The sequence below is a fragment of the Streptococcus sp. Marseille-Q7156 genome (assembly GCF_965119495.1).
In genome coordinates, this window is the sequence record NZ_CBCPLU010000001.1 from 506,080 (window position 1) to 520,568 (window position 14,489).

The following is a 14,489-nucleotide window of genomic DNA, read 5'->3' on the forward strand; positions in this document are numbered from 1 at the left end:
GACCTGGCTTGATAATCATTGGCAATTAGATTGTATTGGCTGCCCAGACACTTACGGATCTAGCTGAGACTGGGAATTGTCCATAACCTTCCTCATCGATTGTAACTTGATCTTGGTGGTTTCCAAGTAAATCTATGAAAGTTTGGTTAGCCCATTCTTGACCGACAAACATTGATTTACTGTTTTCTTGGTCATTTGAGATAAGGACTGCGATTGGGGATTGATGTTCAGTACCTGAACGTACCCAACCGATACAGTTAGGGTCATCAAAGTAGTCATTTTGTTCTCCATAGGCCAAATCTTTTCGGATGGTTAGGAGGCGGTCAAGGACTTCTTTGAAATCTTGTTGAGCATATTGCCCTGAAATCCCATAGTAGTCGCCGTAAAAGACACATGGAAGGCCATTTTGGCGTAACAGAATGAGGGCATAGGCTGCTGGTTTGAACCATTCTTCAACGGTAGACTCAAGAGCCTGACCTCGTTGTGTATCGTGGTTGTCGACAAATGTCACAGCCTTGTCAGGCTTGAGTTCAACCAAGCTATCTGTGAAAATGCCACGAAGGTCATAGTTGGAACCTGCTCGGCTAGCATCAAAGAGATTCTGGTGGAGACGAACATCGACAAGGTCAAAGCGTTCTTCCGTTTTTTCAAGATAGTCTAGATTGGCTTCCTTATCGGGATTCCAAAATTCACCAAAAACATAGAAATCCTCACCGTATTTTTCCTTCATATCGCGGATAAAATTGCTCATGAAGAAAGAGTCAATGTGCTTAACGGCATCCAAACGGAAACCAGCAATACCAGTCGTCTCCATGAACCAGTCAGCCCAGTCATAGATATTTTGGATGACTTCAGGATGTTTAAAGTCTAGGTCGGCATACATGAGGTAGTCGTAGTTACCATTTTCGTTATCGACCAATTCCTCATTTGCCCAGCCCTTGTTGTCCCCTTGGATGAGATAAATACCAGACTTACGGCGTTTGGCATCGTAGTCTGTACCTGTGAAGTGGTACCAGTGCCAGTGGAAGTCATTGTAGGTATCTTGGCGACCATCGAAGGTAAAGCTAGTCCAGCCATTGATGGTGAAGGGTTCTCCAAGTTCAACTGTACGGTCTACAGGATCCACTTCAATAACCTGAAAGGCTTCCATGTGATCGGCTGCAGCCTTGTGATTGAGTACCACATCGGCCATAGGCTGGATTCCCTGTTCTTTTAGGGTTTGAATAGCTTGAAGATAGTCTTCTCTGAAACCATACTTGGTGCGGACAGTTCCTTTTTGGTTAAACTCTCCTAGGTCAAATAAGTCATAGACCCCATAGCCGACATCTTTTTCATTGGTAGCTTTGAAAGCTGGTGGCATCCAGACGTGACTGATCCCCAGATGAGCTAGGTGTTGAGCATCTTCAGCTAGGCGCGTCCAGTGCTGACCATCGTGGGGCAGATACCATTCAAAGTATTGCATGAGTGTTTGATTTTGCATGATGTTTCCTCTTACTTGTCAATCTTGTTCTTTATTCTATCATAAAGTATTGGTTAGCGCCAACGTTTGCATAAGATAGAAGGAAACTATTTTAACTACTTAAAATAAAGTATTGATTTTTTTGTATCAAAGTGCTAGTATAATAGTATGTAATATAGATAAAGATAGGAGTCATCCCATGATTGAATTTCAAAATGTTAGTAAGTTGTATGGTGATAAAGAGGCTTTGAGCAATCTCAATTTGCAGATTGAAAATGGGGAGATTATGGGCTTGATTGGCCATAATGGGGCTGGAAAATCGACCACCATAAAATCCCTAGTCAGTATCATTTCACCCAGCAGTGGTCGTATTTTGGTAGACGGTCAGGATTTATCGGAAAATCGCTTGGCTATTAAACGAAAGATTGGCTACGTAGCAGACTCGCCTGACTTATTTTTACGCTTAACGGCCAATGAGTTTTGGGAATTGATTGCTTCATCCTATGATCTGACTAGCTCTGACTTGGAGGCTAGTCTAGCTAGGCTATTGAGTGTTTTTGATTTTGCTGAAAATCGCTATCAGGTTATTGAAACTCTTTCTCACGGAATGCGTCAGAAAGTATTTGTCATTGGGGCACTCTTGTCTGATCCTGATATTTGGGTTTTGGACGAACCCTTGACTGGTTTGGATCCCCAGGCTGCCTTTGATTTGAAGCAAATGATGAAGGAACATGCACAAAAAGGCAAGACAGTCTTGTTTTCAACCCATGTCCTAGAGGTGGCAGAGCAAGTCTGTGATCGGATTGCCATTTTGAAAAAGGGGCATTTGATTTATTGTGGTAGCGTAGAGGACTTGAGAAAAGACCACCCAGACCAGTCTTTGGAAAGTATCTACCTTAGCCTTGCTGGTAGAAAAGAGGAGGTTTCAGATGCGTCTCAAGGTCATTAAAAAATTAGTTGATATCAATATCCTCTATTCATCTCAAGAAGCTAATCTGGCTAACCTACGAAAGAAGCAGGCTAAGAATCCTGGGAAAAAAGTAAATGTTTCCGCTAGAGTCCTAAGTTCTTACATTTTTTCAAGTCTCTTGATGCTTTTCATGTTTATAAATATAGCCTTTCGTTTTCCTTTTGAGGAAATGCCAAGTTTTTTTAGTAGCATGGTTGCTATTTTACTGGTGCTTGCCTTTTCAACTTCTTTCACTGCATTTTACAATGTCTTTTATGAGAGTAAGGACTTGGCATCGTATAGGCCCTATGCCTTTAAAGAATCAGAGATTATAATTGCTAAAGGACTGTCTGTTCTCTTGCCAGCTCTAGCTGGAATTGTACCAATCCTAGCTTATTTTCTAGTCCTCTATATTAGGCTAGCTCCTTCTTTTTGGCTGGGCTTGCCTTTGATGCTGCTGTCCTTGGCCTTATTATTTGTCTCTGTTACTTTAGTGATGGTAGTGGCAGTACATTTCTTGGCTCAGACTACGGTCTTCAGAAAGTATCAGTCTATTTTTTCGAATGTGATGATTGGGATAGGGGTTCTCATACCTTTAATATTTGTCCTCTTTCTACAGTCGACTTTTGGAAGTATTGTTGACAAAGTTAGAGACATTCCATTTCTCCTTTATCCTCTTCATATCTTTTACAAAATAGCAGTGGAGCCTTTTTCGACAGAAGCCATACTGGGTCTGTTAGCTTGGATAGCTTTAACTGTTTTCTTGCTTTACCTGACCAAAAAGAAGGTTCTTCCTCATTTTTATGACGTGATTCTGCTTAACAGTGAGGAGAAGGTCAAGAAAGAACGTCGCAATAAGGAGAGAATTTCAACTACTAATAAAAAGGGCTTTTTCCGTATGGTTTTACGCTACCACCTCACCCTCTTGGGACAGGGAACTGGCGTGATTACAGTGCTTTTTACAAGTGCTTTTCTTCCTTATCTCATGATGATCGGTCTGATTTCCAAAATTCGAGATTCTCAGATAGTTCCAGATATTCATCCTCCATACTGGTTACCCTTGTTTTTTATAGGATTGTTTATAGCAGTTGTCAATAACAATATCACCAGCCTGCATTCAATTGCCTTGTCCTTAGAGAGGGAAAATGTTGATTTTCTGAAGAGTTTGCCCTTTGACTTTGCTCGTTATGTGAAAGTGAAATTTTGGATTATATTTGCTGTCCAGTCCTTTTTACCAATTCTGACTTTACTTGGTCTTTCTCTATATCTAGGCTTGCCCATCCTTTCGATGATTTACCTTCTTGTAGTCTGGACCCTTGCCAGTGTCATCCTTTCTTGCCACAATTACTTTAAGGACGTGAAAAATCTGTCAACCAATTGGAGTAGCATTACGGACTTGGTGAACCGTTCAAATCGTATAGTAGCAATAGTTTTACTCTTAATTTATAGTGTTATCTTAATGATTTTAGTCATAGCAAGTTTGTTCTTGGTTCGGTCTCTCGCCCCTGTCCTTGCCATTAGCTTGGGAGTAGGAGTTCTTATCCTCTTGCTTGCTCTTGCTATTTTTGGCTATCATTACTACCTGTCACGCATATTGACAGAAATAGAAAAAAGATGAGATAGTTGGTCGCTTGCTTGATACATTTTATAAAAAGAAATGAAGCTGAGCAAAAAAACACTTCTAACTATCAAAAAACGAGTATTTCCGTAGATGGAGATACTCGTTTTTCTATGTCGTTTTTGTTACTATAACAACAAAACGACTAGAAATTTATAACAATATATAAACCCTATAGCATCAATTGCTTAAATTTTGGACTAGATTTTATCTATGCTGTTTTGAAGATTAATGGAGCTTGAGATGTTTGCTATTTATGGATAGCATACAAAATCATTGTTACTGGCAAGCTCTCTCATGCTTTTGGATTTGCCTTTCATCTAGTTATTCTTATAAAAATCCGTTTTATACTCAATGAAAAACAAAGAGCAAACTAGGAAGCTAGCCTCAGGTTGCTCAAAGCACCGCTTTGAGGTTGCAGATAAAGCTGACGTGGTTTGAAGAGTATTAGACTAATTTCCACTTTGGTGAGTCAAGTGGAAGTTACTGAAATAATTCCTATTTGTAAAACTCTGATAAGTCTTGGCTGATTTGATAGAAATGTGGTATAATTTTTCTTATGGAAAAGATTATCATTACAGCAACTGCTGAAAGTATTGAACAAGTTAAACAACTGCTCGAGGCTGGCGTAGACCGTATCTATGTCGGTGAGAAAGATTTTGGCCTTCGTCTGCCAACAACCTTTAGTCATGACCAATTGCGTGAAATCGCTAAGCTGGTTCATGATGCTGGTAAGGAATTGATTGTTGCAGTCAATGCCCTCATGCACCAAGATATGATGGACCGTATCAAGCCCTTCTTAGACTTTTTGGAAGAAATCAAGACAGATTACATTACGATTGGGGATGCAGGTGTCTTTTATGTGGTCAATCGCGATGGTTATTCATTTAAGACCATCTACGATGCTTCAACCATGGTAACTAGCAGTCGTCAGATTAACTTCTGGGGACAACAGGCTGGCGCATCTGAGGCTGTTTTGGCGCGTGAAATTCCATCAGCTGAACTTTTCAAAATGCCAGAGATTTTGGAAATTCCTGCTGAAGTTTTGGTTTACGGAGCTAGCGTTATCCATCATTCTAAACGTCCGCTCTTGCAAAATTACTATAACTTTACGCACATCGATGATGAAAAAACGCGCAAGCGTGACCTCTTCTTGGCTGAGCCAAGTGATCCAGAGAGCCACTATTCCATTTTTGAAGACAATCATGGGACCCACATCTTTGCCAATAACGACCTTGATTTGATGACAAAATTGACAGAATTGGTAGAGCATGGTTTCACTCACTGGAAACTAGAAGGGCTCTACACACCAGGTCAGAACTTTGTTGAGATTGCAAAACTCTTTATCCAAGCGCGAAGCTTGATTCAAGAGGGTAACTTTAGCCATGACCAAGCTTTCTTGCTGGATGAAGAAGTTCGCAAGTTACACCCTAAAAATCGTTTCCTTGATACAGGATTCTATGACTACGATCCTGACATGGTTAAATAAAGCAAATGGATAGTTGAGAGAAGAAAGATACAAATGTTTCTTCTCTCAATTTTTCTTATTCTCCAATATTTTCAAAGAATTAGTAGGCTAGGATGCTCTGTTTACTGGGAATTTTAAGACAAGTAGTGTTCTTGAGTTTGAAAATTATCCTATGTTTGCAGGTGCCAAATGGCCCTTTTTTTGGTATAATTTTTTATAATGAAAACGATTGGTAATCGCTATGTTGTGGTTGATTTAGAGGCAACTAGCACAGGTAGTAAGGCTAAAATTATCCAAGTGGGAATTGTCGTGATTGAGGATGGAAAAATCGTCGATCACTATACGACGGATGTCAATCCACACGAACCTTTGGATGCTCATATTAAAGAATTGACAGGGCTAACTGACCAACGTCTGGCGCAAGCACCTGATTTTTCGCAAGTTGCTAGAAAAATCTTTGACTTGGTGGAGGATGGGATTTTTGTAGCCCATAATGTTCAGTTTGATGCCAATCTCTTGGCGGAAAATTTATTTTTTGAAGGCTATGAACTAAGAAATCCTCGTGTTGATACGGTCGAATTGGCCCAGGTCTTTTTTCCTGAACTGGAAAAATATAGCTTGCCTATTTTGTGCCGGGAATTAGGAATTCCTCTAAAACACGCTCATACAGCCCTTTCAGATGCCCAAGCTACTGCGGAATTACTCTTATTTCTACGGGAAAAGATGGCCCAGCTTCCTAAAGGTCTCTTGGAACGCTTGCTGGAAATGGCTGACGCTCTCTTATATGAGTCCTACTTGGTTATTGAGGAAATTTATCGCAACCAATCTATCCTGAGTTCACTAGACTTGGTCGAAGTTCAAGGACTGTATTTCAAGAAAACTGCAGATCCCATGGAGTCACGAAAACTATCTCAAGATTTTTCTAAAAATATTTCTCTGTTGAATCTTGAAGTGAGGGAGGAGCAAGAAAATTTTGCTAAAGAGGTTGGCTTGCTATTGAAAGATGAGCCTGTCTCATTAATTCAAGCACCGACAGGGATTGGGAAAACCTATGGCTATCTCTTACCCGCTTTGTCCCAAGTGGAAAATCGTCAGATTGTCCTTAGCGTTCCGACAAAGATTCTTCAAAATCAAATAATGGAAGAAGAAGGTAAACGTCTCAAGGAAGTATTCCGTACAGATATTCATTCTTTAAAGGGGCCACAAAATTACCTGAAGTTGGATACCTTTTATCGTTCCTTGCAGGAAAATGATGAAAATCGCTTATTTAGACGCTTTAAAATGCAACTCTTGGTCTGGTTGACAGAGACAGAGACAGGAGATTTGGATGAAATTGGGCAACTCTACCGTTACCAACATTTTCTGACAGATCTTCGTCATGACGGGAATTTATCATCAAAGAGCTTATTTGTGACGGAAGATTTTTGGAAACGTAGTCAAGAAAAGGCACAAACCTGCAAGCTTTTAGTGACCAATCATGCTTATCTTGTAACCAGACTTGAAGATAATCCTGAATTTGTTAGTGACCGTTTATTGATTATTGATGAAGTCCAAAAAGTTTTGTTGGCTCTAGAAAATCTGCTTCAACAGACCTACGATATCCAGTCTATTATCGATTTGCTTGATAAGGCTTTAGTAGGAGAAGAAAACAGGGTTCAACAACGAATACTAGAAAGTATTCGCTTTGAGTGTCTCTACTTGACAGAACAATTTCAGTCTGGTAAATCTAGGAAAAATATCTTAGATTCTCTGACCAATCTCCACCAGTATTTTTCAGAATTAGAGGTAGAAGGCTTTGAGGAACTGGTTCGCTATTTTACGGCTGAAGGTGATTACTGGCTTGAAGCAATTGAAACGAGTCAAAAGAAAATTCAGATTTCTTCTACGAAATCAGGCCGTATTCTTCTATCTTCCTTAGTGCCTGATTCATGCCAAGTCTTGGGAGTGTCGGCCACTCTTGAGATTAGTCAAAGAGTTTCTTTGGCAGACCTGTTAGGATATCCCGAAGCCAAATTTGTTAAGATTGAAGCTTGTAAAACACAGGATCAAGAAGTGGTCTTGGTCAAAGATTTTCCCCTGGTGACAGAAACCTCCTTAGAAGTCTATGCCCAAGAGGTAGCTGATTTGCTGATGGATGTTCAAGATTTTCAGCAACCGATTTTAGTTCTCTTTACTGCCAAAGACATGCTTCTAGCAGTATCAAATTTACTCCCTGTAAGTCATTTAGCCCAGTATAAAAATGGCGATGTTCATCAACTGAAGAAACGCTTTGAAAAAGGAGAACAACAAATTTTGCTTGGTGCAGCAAGTTTCTGGGAGGGAGTTGATTTTTCAAGTCATCCTTTTGTGATTCAAGTTGTACCAAGACTTCCTTTCCAAAATCCTCAAGAACCCTTGACGAAAAAGATCAATCAGGAACTGAATCAAGAAGGGAAAAATGCCTTTTATGACTATCAATTGCCAATGGCCATTATTCGTTTAAAACAGGCTTTGGGAAGAAGTATGAGACGTGAACACCAACGTTCCTTAACCCTCATTCTGGATAGAAGAATCGTCGGAAAACGATACGGCAAGCAAATAGTGACTTCTCTAGCAAAAGAAGCGACTGTTAAAACCGTCTCTCGATCCGAAGTTGATGAAGCTGTTGATAAATTTTTAAATGAACTTTGATAAATAGTATTGTATGAAAGTATAAGGTTAGTGTATATGAAACGTTCTCTCGACTCAAGAGTCGATTATAGTTTGCTATTGCCAGTATTTTTTCTACTGGTTATTGGCGTGGTGGCTATCTATATAGCTGTTAGTCATGATTATCCAAACAATATTCTGCCCATTTTAGGGCAGCAGGTCGCATGGATTGCCTTGGGGCTTGTGATTGGTTTTGTGGTCATGCTCTTTAATACAGAATTTCTTTGGAAAGTGACCCCTTTTCTATATATGTTAGGTTTGGGACTCATGGTCTTGCCGATCGTCTTTTATAATCCAAGCCTAGTTGCATCAACGGGTGCCAAAAACTGGGTATCAATAAATGGAATTACCCTATTCCAACCGTCAGAATTTATGAAGATATCCTATATCCTTATGTTGGCTCGTGTGATTGTCCAATTTACAAAGAAACATAAGGAATGGCAACGTACAATACCTTTGGACTTTTTATTAATTTTTTGGATGATTGTCTTTACCATTCCAGTCCTAGTTCTTTTGGCACTTCAAAGTGACTTGGGGACGGCTTTGGTTTTTGTATCCATTTTCTCAGGAATCGTCTTACTATCAGGAGTTTCTTGGAAAATTATTATTCCAGTATTTGTGACTGCTGTAACAGGAGTTGCTGGATTCTTAGCCATTTTTATCAGTAAGGGTGGTCGGGCTTTTCTCCATCAATTAGGAATGCCGACCTACCAAATCAATCGTATCTTGGCTTGGCTCAATCCTTTTGATTTTGCCCAAACAACCACTTACCAACAGGCTCAAGGGCAGATTGCCATTGGGAGTGGTGGCTTGTTTGGTCAAGGATTTAATGCTTCTAATCTGCTTATTCCAGTTAGAGAGTCGGATATGATTTTCACGGTCATTGCAGAAGATTTTGGCTTTATTGGCTCTGTCCTTGTTATTGCCCTTTATCTCATGCTGATTTATCGTATGTTGAAGATTACTCTTAAATCAAATAATCAGTTCTACACCTATATTTCTACAGGTTTGATTATGATGTTGCTCTTCCATATCTTTGAGAATATCGGTGCCGTGACAGGTTTGCTTCCTTTGACTGGGATTCCCTTGCCTTTTATTTCGCAAGGAGGATCGGCTATTATCAGTAATTTGATCGGTGTTGGCTTGCTTTTATCGATGAGTTATCAAACCAATCTAGCTGAAGAAAAGAGTGGAAAAGTCCGATTCAAGCGGAAAAAGGTTGTATTAAAACAAATCAAATAAGGAGAAAATCATGGTAAAAGTAGCAGTTATGTTAGCTCAGGGCTTTGAAGAAATTGAAGCTTTGACAGTTGTAGATGTCTTGCGTCGTGCAAATATTACTTGTGATATGGTTGGTTTTGAAGAGCAAGTGACGGGGGCGCATGCAATCCAAGTAAGAGCAGATCGTGTTTTTGAGGGTGATTTATCAGACTATGACATGATTGTCCTTCCTGGAGGAATGCCTGGTTCTGCACATTTGCGCGATAATCAAGCCTTGATTCAAGAGTTGCAAAGCTTCGAACGAGAAGGGAAGAAACTGGCAGCTATTTGTGCGGCGCCAATTGCCCTCAATCAAGCAGGGCTATTGAAAAACAAGCAGTACACTTGCTATGATGGCGTTCAAGAGCAAATCCTTGATGGTCAATATGTCAAGGAAACAGTAGTGGTAGATGGTCATTTGACAACCAGTCGAGGTCCCTCTACAGCCCTTGCCTTTGCCTACGAGTTGGTGGACCAACTAGGAGGAGACGCAGAGAGTCTACGAACAGGAATGCTCTATCGAGATGTCTTTGGTAAAAATCAATAAAACGGGAGTCAAACTCTCGTTTTTTATGTGGAAAACTCAGGGAAATCATCGCTTTTTTCATAAAAAAATGCTATAATGAAGGGTATGAAATATCACGATTATATCTGGGATTTAGGTGGAACTTTACTGGATAATTACGAAACTTCAACAGCTGCATTTGTTGAAACATTGGCATTGTATGGCATCACACAAGACCATGACAGTGTCTATCAGGCTTTAAAGGTTTCTACTGATTTTGCGATTGAGACATTCGCTCCCAACTTAGAGAATTTTTTAGAAAAGTACAAGGAAAATGAAGCCAGAGAGCTAGAACATCCGATTTTATTTGATGGAGTTGCTGATTTATTGAAAGATATCTCAAATCAAGGTGGCCGTCATTTTTTGGTCTCTCACCGAAATAATCAAGTCTTGGAAATTTTAGAAAAAACTTCTATAGCAGCCTATTTTACAGAAGTAGTCACTTCTAGCTCAGGTTTTAAGAGAAAGCCAAATCCTGAGTCCATGATTTATTTAAGAGAAAAGTATCAGATTAGCACTGGCCTGGTCATTGGTGATCGGCCGATTGATATCGAAGCAGGTCAAGCTGCAGGATTGGATACCTACTTGTTTACCAGTATCGTGAATTTAAGACAAGTATTAGACATGTAAGAAAAAGGAATAAGATGACAGAAGAAATCAAAAATCTGCAGGCACAAGATTATGATGCCAGTCAAATTCAAGTTTTAGAGGGCCTAGAGGCTGTTCGTATGCGTCCAGGGATGTATATCGGGTCAACCTCAAAAGAAGGTCTTCACCATCTAGTCTGGGAAATCGTTGATAACTCAATCGATGAGGCCTTGGCAGGATTTGCCAGCCATATTCAAGTCTTTATTGAGCCAGATGATTCGATAACTGTTGTTGATGATGGACGTGGTATTCCAGTCGATATTCAGGAAAAAACAGGTCGACCTGCCGTTGAGACTGTCTTTACAGTCCTTCATGCTGGAGGAAAGTTTGGCGGTGGCGGATACAAGGTTTCAGGTGGTCTTCACGGAGTAGGGTCTTCAGTAGTTAATGCCCTTTCCACTCAATTAGACGTTCATGTCCACAAAAATGGTAAGATTCATTACCAAGAATACCGTCGTGGTCATGTTGTCGCAGACCTTGAGGTGGTTGGAGATACGGATAAAACGGGAACAACAGTTCACTTCACACCGGACCCAGAAATCTTCACTGAAACAACAACATTTGACTTCGATAAATTAAATAAACGGATTCAAGAGTTGGCCTTTCTAAATCGTGGTCTTCAAATTTCAATCACAGATAAGCGTGAAGGTTTGGAACAAACCAAGCATTACCATTATGAGGGTGGGATTGCTAGTTACGTTGAATATATCAACGAAAACAAGGATGTTATCTTTGATACACCAATCTACACAGATGGTGAGATGGATGATATCACAGTTGAAGTAGCCATGCAGTATACAACGGGTTACCATGAAAACGTCATGAGTTTCGCCAATAATATTCATACCCATGAAGGTGGAACGCATGAACAAGGTTTCCGTACAGCCTTGACTCGTGTTATCAACGACTATGCTCGTAAGAATAAGTTACTGAAAGACAATGAAGACAACCTAACAGGAGAAGATGTCCGTGAAGGACTAACTGCAGTTATCTCAGTTAAACACCCAAATCCACAGTTTGAAGGACAAACCAAAACCAAATTGGGGAATAGTGAAGTGGTCAAGATTACTAATCGTCTCTTCAGCGATGCCTTCTCTGATTTCCTCATGGAAAATCCACAGATTGCCAAACGTATTGTGGAAAAAGGGATTTTGGCTGCCAAAGCTCGTGTGGCTGCCAAGCGTGCGCGTGAAGTTACTCGTAAAAAATCTGGTTTGGAAATTTCCAACCTTCCAGGGAAACTAGCAGACTGTTCTTCTAACAATCCTGCTGAAACAGAACTCTTCATCGTCGAAGGAGACTCAGCTGGTGGATCAGCCAAATCTGGTCGTAACCGTGAATTTCAGGCAATTCTTCCAATCCGCGGTAAGATTTTGAACGTTGAAAAGGCAAGTATGGATAAGATTCTAGCTAACGAAGAAATTCGTAGTCTTTTCACAGCGATGGGAACAGGATTTGGGGCAGAATTTGATGTTTCAAAAGCTCGTTACCAAAAACTCGTTTTGATGACCGATGCCGATGTCGATGGAGCCCACATTCGTACCCTTCTTTTAACCTTGATTTATCGTTATATGAAACCAATCCTAGAAGCTGGTTATGTTTATATCGCCCAACCACCAATCTATGGTGTCAAGGTTGGAAGCGAGATTAAAGAATATATCCAGCCAGGAGCAGATCAAGAAATCAAACTCCAAGAGGCCTTGGCCCGCCACAGTGAAGGACGTGCCAAACCAACCATTCAGCGTTATAAAGGTCTGGGTGAAATGGATGACCACCAATTGTGGGAAACAACCATGGATCCTGAACATCGCTTGATGGCCAGAGTTTCTGTGGATGATGCTGCAGAAGCAGATAAAATCTTTGATATGTTGATGGGGGATAGAGTAGAGCCTCGTCGTGAGTTTATCGAAGAAAATGCTGTCTATAGTACACTTGATGTCTAAAAAATCGGGAGAAGTAGTTCCCTTGGTCTAAAAAATATGATATAATCATTACGATTGTTTCAAGTAAAAAAAGGAGTTTAATATGTCTGCTAGACTAGTAATTTATTTGATAATTGCAGTTGCAGTTTTATTGGTCATTGCTTATGCTATCGCAATCTATGTAAGGAAACGCAATGAAAGTAAACTAGCAATTTTAGAAGAGAAAAAAGAAGAACTGTACAATCTTCCAGTAAATGATGAAGTTGAAGCTGTAAAAAATATGCACTTGATTGGACAAAGTCAGGTGACTTTCCGTGAATGGAATCAAAAATGGGTTGATTTATCTCTTAATTCTTTTGCCGATATCGAAAATAATCTTTTCGAAGCAGAAGGCTACAATAACTCATTCCGTTTTTTCAAAGCGAGTCATCAAATTGATCAAATCGAGAGTCAAATTACCTTGATTGAAGAAGATATTGCGGCAATTCGCAATGCCTTGGCAGATTTGGAGAAACAAGAGTCTAAAAATAGTGGACGTGTTCTTCATACCTTGGACTTGTTTGAAGAGTTGCAACACCGAGTTGCTGATCATTCTGAAGAATATGGCCAAGGTTTATCTGAAATTGAAAAACAATTGGAAAATATCCAATCAGAGTTTTCTCAGTTTGTAACTTTAAATTCGTCAGGTGACCCAGTAGAAGCTGCTGTGATTTTGGATAATGCTGAAAATCATATCTTGGCTTTAACGCATATTGTTGATCGTATACCAGCAATTGTAGCAACATTATCTAAAGACCTACCTGATCAACTGGAAGATTTAGAAGATGGTTACCGTAAGCTTTTAGATGCTAATTATCATTTTGCTGAAACGGATATTGAAGCGCGTTTCCAACTGCTTTATGAAGCTCTCAAGAAAAATCATGAGAATATTGCGAAACTAGAATTGGATAATGCAGAGTATGAAAATACTCAAATCCAAGAAGAGATTAATGCACTTTATGATATCTTTACAAGAGAAATTGCGGCACAGAAAGTAGTAGAAGGTTTAGTAGCAACACTTCCTACTTATCTTCAACACATGAAGGAAAATAATGCTTTATTGATAGAAGATATTGAGCGTTTGAGTAAAAGTTATTTACTTTCTGAATCGGATGCAAGTCATGTTCGTCGTTTACAGTCCGAATTAGAAAGCTTTGAGACTGCTATTATTGAGGCAACTTCAAATCAAGATGAACCAACTCAAGCATATTCAATTCTTGAAGAAAATCTTGAATCTTTACAGGAAAATCTTAAAGAGATTGAAGACGAACAGATTGCAGTTAGTGAGCGTCTTGCACGAATTGAAAAAGATGATATCAATGCACGTCAAAAGGCAAATGTATATGTTAATCGTCTCCATACCATCAAGAGATATATGGAAAAACGGAACCTACCTGGTATTCCACAAACTTTCTTGAAGTTATTCTTTACAGCAAGTAATAATACGGAAGATCTAATGGCTGAATTAGAGCAAAACTTAGTCAATATAGAATCAGTTAACCGTATTCTTGAAATTGCAACGAATGATATGGAAGCTTTAGAAACGGAAACTTATAATATTGTTCAGTATGCAACCTTGACAGAACAACTCTTACAATATTCTAACCGTTACCGCTCATTTGATGAGCGCATTCAAGAAGCATTTAATGAAGCTTTGGACATTTTTGAGAAAGAATTTGATTACCACGCTTCATTTGACAAGATTTCTCAAGCATTGGAAGTGGCAGAGCCTGGTGTAACCAACCGCTTTGTTACCTCGTATGAGAAAACACGTGAAACGATTCGTTTTTAATAAAAGAAAAAGATTTGATTGTGTGAGAAGCAGAATCAAATCTTTTTTATTATTTGTCTATAAAATCTTGTATGATAAGAT

General features: G+C 39.5%; 10 protein-coding genes. 9 read left to right on the top strand and 1 reads right to left on the bottom strand.

Annotated elements, in window-relative coordinates:
- Positions 1-25 precede the first annotated feature (25 nt).
- Positions 26-1,480 carry an alpha-amylase gene (locus ACWPV5_RS02485; protein ID WP_454382113.1) on the bottom strand — a complete coding sequence of 485 codons (1,455 nt, stop codon included), beginning with the start codon at positions 1,478-1,480 and terminating at the stop codon, positions 26-28.
- 178 nt (positions 1,481-1,658) lie between these two features.
- On the opposite strand from ACWPV5_RS02485, the gene ACWPV5_RS02490 reads away from it, so the two are divergent.
- From ACWPV5_RS02490 to ezrA, 9 genes are all read left to right on the top strand, one after another.
- A complete protein-coding gene (locus ACWPV5_RS02490) occupies positions 1,659-2,408 on the top strand; it encodes an ABC transporter ATP-binding protein (RefSeq protein WP_138703834.1) in 750 nt (249 codons plus the stop codon).
- On the top strand, positions 2,389-4,026 hold the full coding sequence (locus tag ACWPV5_RS02495; protein ID WP_454382114.1) for a hypothetical protein: 1,638 nt from the start codon (positions 2,389-2,391) through the stop codon (positions 4,024-4,026). Before ACWPV5_RS02490 ends, ACWPV5_RS02495 begins: the two co-directional genes overlap by 20 nt.
- Positions 4,027-4,585: 559 nt before the next feature.
- Positions 4,586-5,515, top strand: a complete 930-nt coding sequence (locus ACWPV5_RS02500) for a peptidase U32 family protein (protein WP_454382115.1) — start codon at positions 4,586-4,588, stop codon at positions 5,513-5,515.
- Between the two features lie 198 nt (positions 5,516-5,713).
- Entirely contained in the window at positions 5,714-8,164 is a 2,451-nt protein-coding gene (locus ACWPV5_RS02505) for a bifunctional DnaQ family exonuclease/ATP-dependent helicase (protein WP_219966524.1), read from the top strand.
- A 36-nt stretch (positions 8,165-8,200) separates the two neighbouring features.
- Positions 8,201-9,424, top strand: a complete 1,224-nt coding sequence (locus tag ACWPV5_RS02510; RefSeq protein ID WP_219966525.1) for an FtsW/RodA/SpoVE family cell cycle protein — start codon at positions 8,201-8,203, stop codon at positions 9,422-9,424.
- 10 nt (positions 9,425-9,434) lie between these two features.
- Positions 9,435-9,989: a DJ-1 family glyoxalase III gene (locus tag ACWPV5_RS02515; protein WP_219966526.1), complete on the top strand. Its 555-nt coding sequence runs from the start codon at positions 9,435-9,437 to the stop codon at positions 9,987-9,989.
- 84 nt (positions 9,990-10,073) lie between these two features.
- Complete coding sequence (locus ACWPV5_RS02520) at positions 10,074-10,637, top strand: HAD family hydrolase (RefSeq protein ID WP_219966527.1); 564 nt, start codon at positions 10,074-10,076, stop codon at positions 10,635-10,637.
- Positions 10,638-10,651: 14 nt separating this feature from the next.
- Positions 10,652-12,598 carry a DNA topoisomerase (ATP-hydrolyzing) subunit B gene (gyrB, locus tag ACWPV5_RS02525; RefSeq protein WP_000134040.1) on the top strand — a complete coding sequence of 649 codons (1,947 nt, stop codon included), beginning with the start codon at positions 10,652-10,654 and terminating at the stop codon, positions 12,596-12,598.
- An 82-nt stretch (positions 12,599-12,680) separates the two neighbouring features.
- Entirely contained in the window at positions 12,681-14,408 is a 1,728-nt protein-coding gene (gene ezrA, locus ACWPV5_RS02530; protein WP_261012539.1) for a septation ring formation regulator EzrA, read from the top strand.
- The last annotated feature ends 81 nt before the right edge of the window (positions 14,409-14,489 follow it).

Coding starts and splice junctions, on each gene's coding strand:
- ACWPV5_RS02515 (WP_219966526.1), top strand. CDS start 9,435: ATGGTAAAAGTAGCAGTTATGTTAGCTCAGGGCTTTGAAGAAATTGAA.
- ACWPV5_RS02510 (WP_219966525.1), top strand. CDS start 8,201: ATGAAACGTTCTCTCGACTCAAGAGTCGATTATAGTTTGCTATTGCCA.
- ezrA (WP_261012539.1), top strand. CDS start 12,681: ATGTCTGCTAGACTAGTAATTTATTTGATAATTGCAGTTGCAGTTTTA.
- ACWPV5_RS02495 (WP_454382114.1), top strand. CDS start 2,389: ATGCGTCTCAAGGTCATTAAAAAATTAGTTGATATCAATATCCTCTAT.
- ACWPV5_RS02485 (WP_454382113.1), bottom strand. CDS start 1,480: ATGCAAAATCAAACACTCATGCAATACTTTGAATGGTATCTGCCCCAC.
- ACWPV5_RS02500 (WP_454382115.1), top strand. CDS start 4,586: ATGGAAAAGATTATCATTACAGCAACTGCTGAAAGTATTGAACAAGTT.
- ACWPV5_RS02505 (WP_219966524.1), top strand. CDS start 5,714: ATGAAAACGATTGGTAATCGCTATGTTGTGGTTGATTTAGAGGCAACT.
- ACWPV5_RS02520 (WP_219966527.1), top strand. CDS start 10,074: ATGAAATATCACGATTATATCTGGGATTTAGGTGGAACTTTACTGGAT.
- gyrB (WP_000134040.1), top strand. CDS start 10,652: ATGACAGAAGAAATCAAAAATCTGCAGGCACAAGATTATGATGCCAGT.
- ACWPV5_RS02490 (WP_138703834.1), top strand. CDS start 1,659: ATGATTGAATTTCAAAATGTTAGTAAGTTGTATGGTGATAAAGAGGCT.